Below are 6267 nucleotides of genomic sequence, written 5' to 3' on the forward strand. Positions count from 1 at the left end.
CTCAGTTCCAGATTCGGCGGTGGGAGGGACCGGCGATCAGGTCGCCGATACGAAGCCCGTTGCCGGTATCCCAGTCGTAGGGCAGGAAGACGGCGACGGCGTGACCGGCGCGGTGCTCCAGGTCGATGGCCAATGCCTGGATCGTGCCGGGCGGGGTGACGGCGCCCTTGTCCTGCAACTCGGTCGTCTTACGGATCTCGATCTCGCGGGCCTCGCGGCCCGGCTCGCCCATCCGGACGTGGTATGCCAGGCAGACGCAACTCAGTTCCGCGGCACGACCGCGAGCCTCGGTGAGCAGGGCGTTAAGCGCGTCGGCCACCGAGTCGTCGTCGTAGCCGAAGTCGACGTCGGGCTGCGACAGCATGTCCATGTACTCAGCGCCCTGAGGGACCACCAGCCCCGAGGGGGTTAGCATGGTCGTCCCTCGTCCCATGGCGAGCTTGTGACCATGGCCCTGCAGCACACCGAAGACGCACTTGTCGAGATCCGCACGGACCTCGGGCGAAATGGCGCCCGCGACGCCCATGTCGAGGACGTCCACCATGGGTTTCCAGATGTCATCGAGTTCACCGGCGGTCGCATGCCAATTGATCATGGCCGGCAACCCTAGCAAGGCCCCACGACCGAAACTCGGTCTCGGAGAAGTCCGACCGTGGGCGGCCGCTTGCTGCCGCGACAGCGACGATGACGGCCGTCCGGGCCGGCCGCGTGGCGTGTCGACGAGCTCGGCGACGTTGCGTGCGACCTTGTCGTGCCGCTGCGCGCGCCGCAACGCCCGCTTCAGCACCCGTGCACGATCCGCAGGGTGCTGGTCGTCAGATCGTGCGCACGGTCCAGAAGCCACGTCTCGACCGGGTCAGCCGATAAGGTCCGCACCGGTACCTGCCCGAGCTGCGGGATCAGATGCCGATCGACCAGCGTGCGGTAGGTCTGCACGGTCGTCTCCGCCAACTCCTTGCCGGCCAGTACGGTCAGCAGATCCTCGGCGGCGCGTTCCACGGAGTAGTTGCGTTCGGCCCGCACCCCCCGCTCCAGGTCATCGACCGCCTGGACGAGCTTGCGCATCAGCAGCCGTTGTGTCGGTGCCTTGCGCTTCAGTCGGCACCGTCGGCCATCCGGCCGGCGGCCGAGCGAGATCGCCCCTGTCCATCCCTCGCCCTCACGGTAGATCGACGCCCGATACTCCCCCACCCACACCCGCATGACCGTCCTCGCCAAAGGACCCCCGCGACCCCACTCTCACCCACATCAAGACCCAAGGATCGCCGAACCACTGAGACGTCCCCGAACGTCCCGGCCACCCGCACGGCTCGCCTGCGGGTCCGCGTCGCCGCTCACACACTTCCCACCAGCCGCCTGCAGCAGCACGCCCCCGCCACATGAACCGACCTTGGAGGGCCCCGGTCTGAAAGACCGCCCCATCGCACGGCGTTCGGCGCGGGAGGTCACCCGCCGCACAGACACCGAGTATGTGCGGCGAGGCCGGCCCTTGTGACAGGTCCCGTCCAGAGCCTCCGGTTCGGCAAACCCGCATGGCGACGGCTCGGCACGGCCTTTGCCGCTGGTCGGCGACTGGCGCCGCAGGGCTGTCGGAACCCGAGCATGCGGTCAACTTCCTCCTCCGGGTGACGCTGCTCGTCATATGCCACGACGAGGGGCGACGTGGTCGCGCTCGTTACCCTTCTCCTGCACGCCTCAGGCGAGCACTCCCCATCGAACTAGCGGGCGACGAACACGACGCCCCTTGGAAGCGTCGTCGGGTGTACTGGCCGGCGAGTTCGGTACGCGCGTCGCCGACCTCGTCCGCACCGTCACCACCCCTGCTCAACGACTGCCCACGACTGCGGCCGCCACGGCCACGTAGCTCGTCCACGTCACCGGAAGCCTGGACCGCCACCCCGAGGCCGACTCGCCAGGCCTCCGACTACACCGAAAGCGGGGCAGCACGGCCACACCGGGCTGCCCCGTCCCGTACCGGAGCCGGTCTGGAGCCCCCTCAAGGCGTCGAGCCAAGGGGTTGGTAACGCAGCGAGCCTTCGGGCCAGCAGTGCCAGCGGGGCAAAATCCCGAAGTTCACGCTTTCTGAAGGTCTGTCTGCGTGAACCCGAGCGCGTGTGGCGCAGGAAAGGCAACTTAGGGCCGGGTTCCAGAGAACTCAAGCATCGGGCTCGGGACCGCTCTCCAGGATCTCGCGCGCCGCCCGTGCGTAGCGAACAGCCGCCCGGTCGCCGAGACCGAAGACGAGAGCTAGATGGAGCGGATCAGCTCCACTGGCGAGAGCCTCTTCGAGGTGCCGGTCGATTCGGAGCCGGCCGAGAGGGGCGGGCAGGCCGCGGAAGGGTTTTCCGAAGTAGTCCGGGCATACCGGCCGGACGTCCAGGGCGGTGTTCATCGAGACGAACAGGTGAGGGTTGGCGGTGTTGGGCCAGCGCGTGCGGCGGTAGTCGAGCCATTCGAGGAGCGCCTGGTAGGCGATCCCGTCGAGCGGGCGGATTCGGCCGGCGACGGTGAGTCGGCGTTGGCTGAGGTCGACGTGCTCCATGAGCATGTGGCGCATGTCGTGGGGCCTGATGGCGTGGACGGCCGCGAAGGCAAGCGCGAGGCGGTGGGCAGGGGTCTTGGCCGCTGCAACCGCTGCCCGGTAATCGTCCTGCGAGAGCGGGAAGACCTTGGTGTCGGCTACTCGGACCTTGTATCCGGTCGTGGGGTTGCGAAAGATCCGTTTGTTCTTGTGCAGGAAGCTGAACAGGGACCGCAGGGCGGTGTGCGCGAAGGAGCGGCGGTAGCCGGCAGGGAGTCCGTCGAGGGTGCGTCTGATCTCTTCTGCAGTCATCTCGCGGAGGTGGTCATGGTCCTGCGACCACTGCTTGAGGATGGGCTCGGTGTGGAAGATGTAGTGGCGGATCGTGCGCTGGCTTCGAGGGCGGGCGCGCGGGCCGCCGTCACGGAGACGGCGAAGCCAGTCGTTGACGTCGGCGCGGATGGCTGGAGCGACACCTTCGAGTCGCCTGTTCCAGGTGGCTTCGAGGCTGTCCACGCGGTCGTCCAGGAGCAGGCCGATGTCTTCGAGGACAGCCCCGACCCGGTCTGCCGAGATCTTGATCGAGGCGAGCTGGGTGAGTTCGGAGTACGGCACCTGCTCGTCCGGGGTCCGGCCGGCTAAAGCGGCCACCAGCCCCTTTCTCACGTGGCGAAGCGTGTACGCGCTCCAGCCCTGGCCTTCGGCTCTGCGTTCGGCGGCGTGCCAAGCCAGATAGACGTTGGGAACTTCCAGCGGCGGCAGGACATGCCACCCCACGGCGAAGATCACTGACCGTTTCAGGTCTCTCGGTGGATCGGTCAGGATGCATTGACCGGCGCCGACAGCCAGGCTGGGCATGTTCCTCGACGGGTCCGGAGCTTTCGCGGCATAGGGCCTTTTGGGCTTTCGGGAAGCGCCCGCGGGAAGAGCCCTGGGGCGGCCGGTCCCGGCGCCGGTATGAGCGAACCGAAGCTGGTGGCAGGTGATCTCACGCAGGACCGGGGCGAGTGGCTCGGCGAAGTCGTGCCCGGCGACTATCCGGTTAACGCGCCTACTGGCCTCCGTCCAGCACAAGCGGCAGTAGTCCTTTTTGAGATTCTCCTGCCGCTGGCACCCCGGGCAGTGGCCCAGGGCAGGCCAATTCGACCGGAACATATAGCAGGCGGAGCACCGTCGAGCCGACGCAAGTCGTCCCCAGGACAGGCACGTTTCGCAACTACCGACCGGCATGCTAGACGGGGGGCAGGCTGCGCCGCGCCGAGGGCCGCGGCCGGACGGCCCGCGGTGCGGGTTCCTGGCCGACGACGCGGCGCTCCTGGTCCGGTTCGGAGTCGGGTCGCTGAACCGTCTCCGGCTCGGGGAGGAGGAGTTCCTCGACGCCGCAGTTGAGCACAGCGCAGAGGACGTCCAGGTCGGCCAGCTTGATGCTGGCCGGGTCGCCAGACCATAGGCCGGACATCTTGCCCGCGCTGATCACCAGGCCGCGCTCGGCGAGGAGGCGCTGCATCTCGCTGGCCTTCCAGATGCCGCGGTTGGCGGCGGTCAGCCGCAGGTTCCACTTCATGGCAGGAGTCCTTCCAGGCGCTGGGCGGCTCGCTTCTCTCCTTGGGCCCAGGCGTCCTCGATGTGGGTGCGGTGCACGTGGACGTATCGCATTGTGGTGGCGACCCATTCGTGCCCCAGGAGTTCCTGGATGGCCAGCAGGTCCATCCCCGACAGGTAGAGCTCGGACGCGCAGAAGTGCCGGAGGACGTGAGGCGTCAGGCGGCCTCGCCACTGAGGGAGGTGCCTTTCGGTGGCGGCGTGCAGGGACGCGCGCAGAGCGTCGTAGCCCACCCTCCTGCAGGAGCCGTCCAGGTTGCTTCGCTCGGACGGAAGCAGCGGTGCTCCGGGCAGATCCCATGAGTCGTCGAAGTGCCCCCACACGTCGCCGATGAACCACTCAAGCGTCGCCCGGCCACCGTTGATGAGCGGCACCAGCCGTTCCTTGGGCCCCTTGCCTCCCGAGCCCTTGCCGTGGCGCACGTGGAGTTTGCCGAACCGCCCTACGTCCCACTTGACGTCGTCCAGGTCCAGGTTTCGGGCTTCGTTCACCCGCAGTCCCACCTGGGACATGAGTCGAGCCGCAGCATAGTTTCGAGCCGCAGTCGCGTACTTGCGGCAGCTGGCCAGGTCCGAGCGCCATCCAGCGAACAGCGTCGCGATCTCCGACTCGCCGGGAGGCACGCGGATCCGCGCCTCCGAGCGGGAGCGCGGTCGGTTCATCTCGTCCAGGGGCGACTCGACCATCGTGCCGGTGAGGTTGTAGATCTCGATTTTGTGGCGTAGTTCGAGGTACTCGAAGAACACCGACAGCGCCCCTGCCTTGTGCGTGCGGGTCGCGGGCGCGCACTGCCGAAGTACCCGCCCGAAGTAGGCGTCGGCGTCGGCAGGCTGCATCTCCCACAGAGGCCGTCCGAACCAGACTCGGACCTGCTCCAAGTTGCTCAGGTCGTTGCGGATGGTCTCGTCCACCAGGCCAGCCGAGGCTCTAGCGAGCACGAACCCGGCGAGCACGTCGGTCTCGAATGCCTCGATCTCATCCGCAGAGCCCGGCCCGCGTCTCTCCCTCAGGTCAGCGACCGCAGTCAGAGCCACGACCCCACCGCCCTCTCCTTCACCTCTAGCGCAGGGCGATCACTCTAGCCGACGTTGCTTCAGAATTTCTGAGATTCGATCGCTTCCCCGGCCCCTGGTAACACGGGAAGGCATAGGCGCTGAACAGCGCGACCTGCAGGCTCCAGCAAGCGGCACCGTCAACCGCGGAACTCCAGTGGACTCCTACTGAGCGGTTTGCAGCGTTGCGGGAAGGGCTTCGCCGGCTCGAGTGTGTCCATGCCGCGACGTTAAGTCGCGGCGGCCAAGTGCAGCGGCGAAACGAATTCCTGTGGATAACCTGCGCCTGGCTCTCCAGTGTCAGCAGGTGCCGAGCAGGCGGGTGAGCGCCCTCTTCTCCGCTGTGTCGATCGTGAGGCGGTAGCGGTACTTCACGTCGATCCACGACCTGGAGTACAGGCATCGGAAGCTCGCCAGCGGCGGTGTCCACTCGGCCGGGTCCTTGTCGCCCTTGGCCTGGTTGAGGTTGTCGGTGACCGCCCACAGCTGCGAACTGGACAGATCGTTGGCGAACGCCCGTCGGCGGGACGTCGTCCAGGATGCGGCGCCCGACCGCCACGCCTCGGCGAGCGGGACCATGTGGTCGATGTCCAGATCGGACGCGGCGGTCCAGGTGGCCCCGTCATACGGGCTCCGCCAGGTACCCGATACCGGCGCGCAGGCCGCGCTGGTCTTGACGTCGATGCCGTCGCGTTTCAGTACGGTCTCGCGGGTGTTGCAGGCCCCGGCGATGGTGATCCAGTGAGGGAACTTGTCGCGGTCATAGCCGCTGCCAGCGCCCTCGGGCGCGACGGTGAGTGCGGCCAGGTGCTCAGCCGACGTGCTCACACCGGGCGGGGGCGGCGGGTCGGCGCGGGCGGCCGAGGCGAGGAACGTGAAGCTGATCGCGGGGGCAACGGCGATGGCGGCCAGGATGACGGCGGCCGTGACAAGCTCCCCGTAGGCGGCCAGACACCGCCCCACTTGTGCGGCTCCAGAAGATCTTGGACAGATCGGTTCCAGGACACGCTTGACGGGTCCGGGAGATGGTTGACGGTCTCAGGAGATCGTGGACGTGGCCGTCCCAGTCGTTCTAGCGCCGGTACTTGGTG

The 6267-nt window shown here is 67.6% G+C and carries 6 protein-coding genes; all 6 read right to left on the reverse strand.

Annotated features, from left to right (window positions below):
• Nucleotide 1: 1 nt before the first annotated feature.
• The 6 genes from E1285_RS16290 to E1285_RS16315 all read right to left on the reverse strand — a co-directional run bounded on the left by E1285_RS16290 (nucleotide 2) and on the right by E1285_RS16315 (nucleotide 6139).
• Nucleotides 2-787 (reverse strand): hypothetical protein, encoded by a 786-nt coding sequence (locus E1285_RS16290; protein ID WP_132152833.1) that lies wholly within the window; start codon nucleotides 785-787, stop codon nucleotides 2-4.
• Nucleotides 781-1203, reverse strand: a complete 423-nt coding sequence (locus E1285_RS16295; RefSeq protein WP_132152835.1) for a hypothetical protein — start codon at nucleotides 1201-1203, stop codon at nucleotides 781-783. Before E1285_RS16295 ends, E1285_RS16290 begins: the two co-directional genes overlap by 7 nt.
• Nucleotides 1204-2155: 952 nt before the next feature.
• Nucleotides 2156-3595 carry a hypothetical protein gene (locus tag E1285_RS16300; RefSeq protein ID WP_207946617.1) on the reverse strand — a complete coding sequence of 480 codons (1440 nt, stop codon included), beginning with the start codon at nucleotides 3593-3595 and terminating at the stop codon, nucleotides 2156-2158.
• Nucleotides 3596-3752: 157 nt separating this feature from the next.
• A complete protein-coding gene (locus tag E1285_RS16305) occupies nucleotides 3753-4085 on the reverse strand; it encodes a helix-turn-helix transcriptional regulator (protein WP_132152837.1) in 333 nt (110 codons plus the stop codon).
• Entirely contained in the window at nucleotides 4082-5035 is a 954-nt protein-coding gene (locus E1285_RS16310; protein WP_207946618.1) for a site-specific integrase, read from the reverse strand. The genes E1285_RS16305 and E1285_RS16310 overlap by 4 nt, the downstream gene beginning before the upstream one ends.
• A gap of 441 nt (nucleotides 5036-5476) precedes the next feature.
• The gene (locus E1285_RS16315) at nucleotides 5477-6139 is read right to left on the reverse strand and encodes an HNH endonuclease family protein (protein WP_243722815.1); all 663 of its coding nucleotides are present in this window, start codon (nucleotides 6137-6139) and stop codon (nucleotides 5477-5479) included.
• Nucleotides 6140-6267: the final 128 nt, after the last annotated feature.

The organism is Actinomadura sp. 7K507 (genome assembly GCF_004348425.1).
Taxonomy (GTDB): domain Bacteria; phylum Actinomycetota; class Actinomycetes; order Streptosporangiales; family Streptosporangiaceae; genus Spirillospora.

Coding starts and splice junctions, on each gene's coding strand:
- E1285_RS16305 (WP_132152837.1), bottom strand. CDS start 4,085: ATGAAGTGGAACCTGCGGCTGACCGCCGCCAACCGCGGCATCTGGAAG.
- E1285_RS16295 (WP_132152835.1), bottom strand. CDS start 1,203: ATGCGGGTGTGGGTGGGGGAGTATCGGGCGTCGATCTACCGTGAGGGC.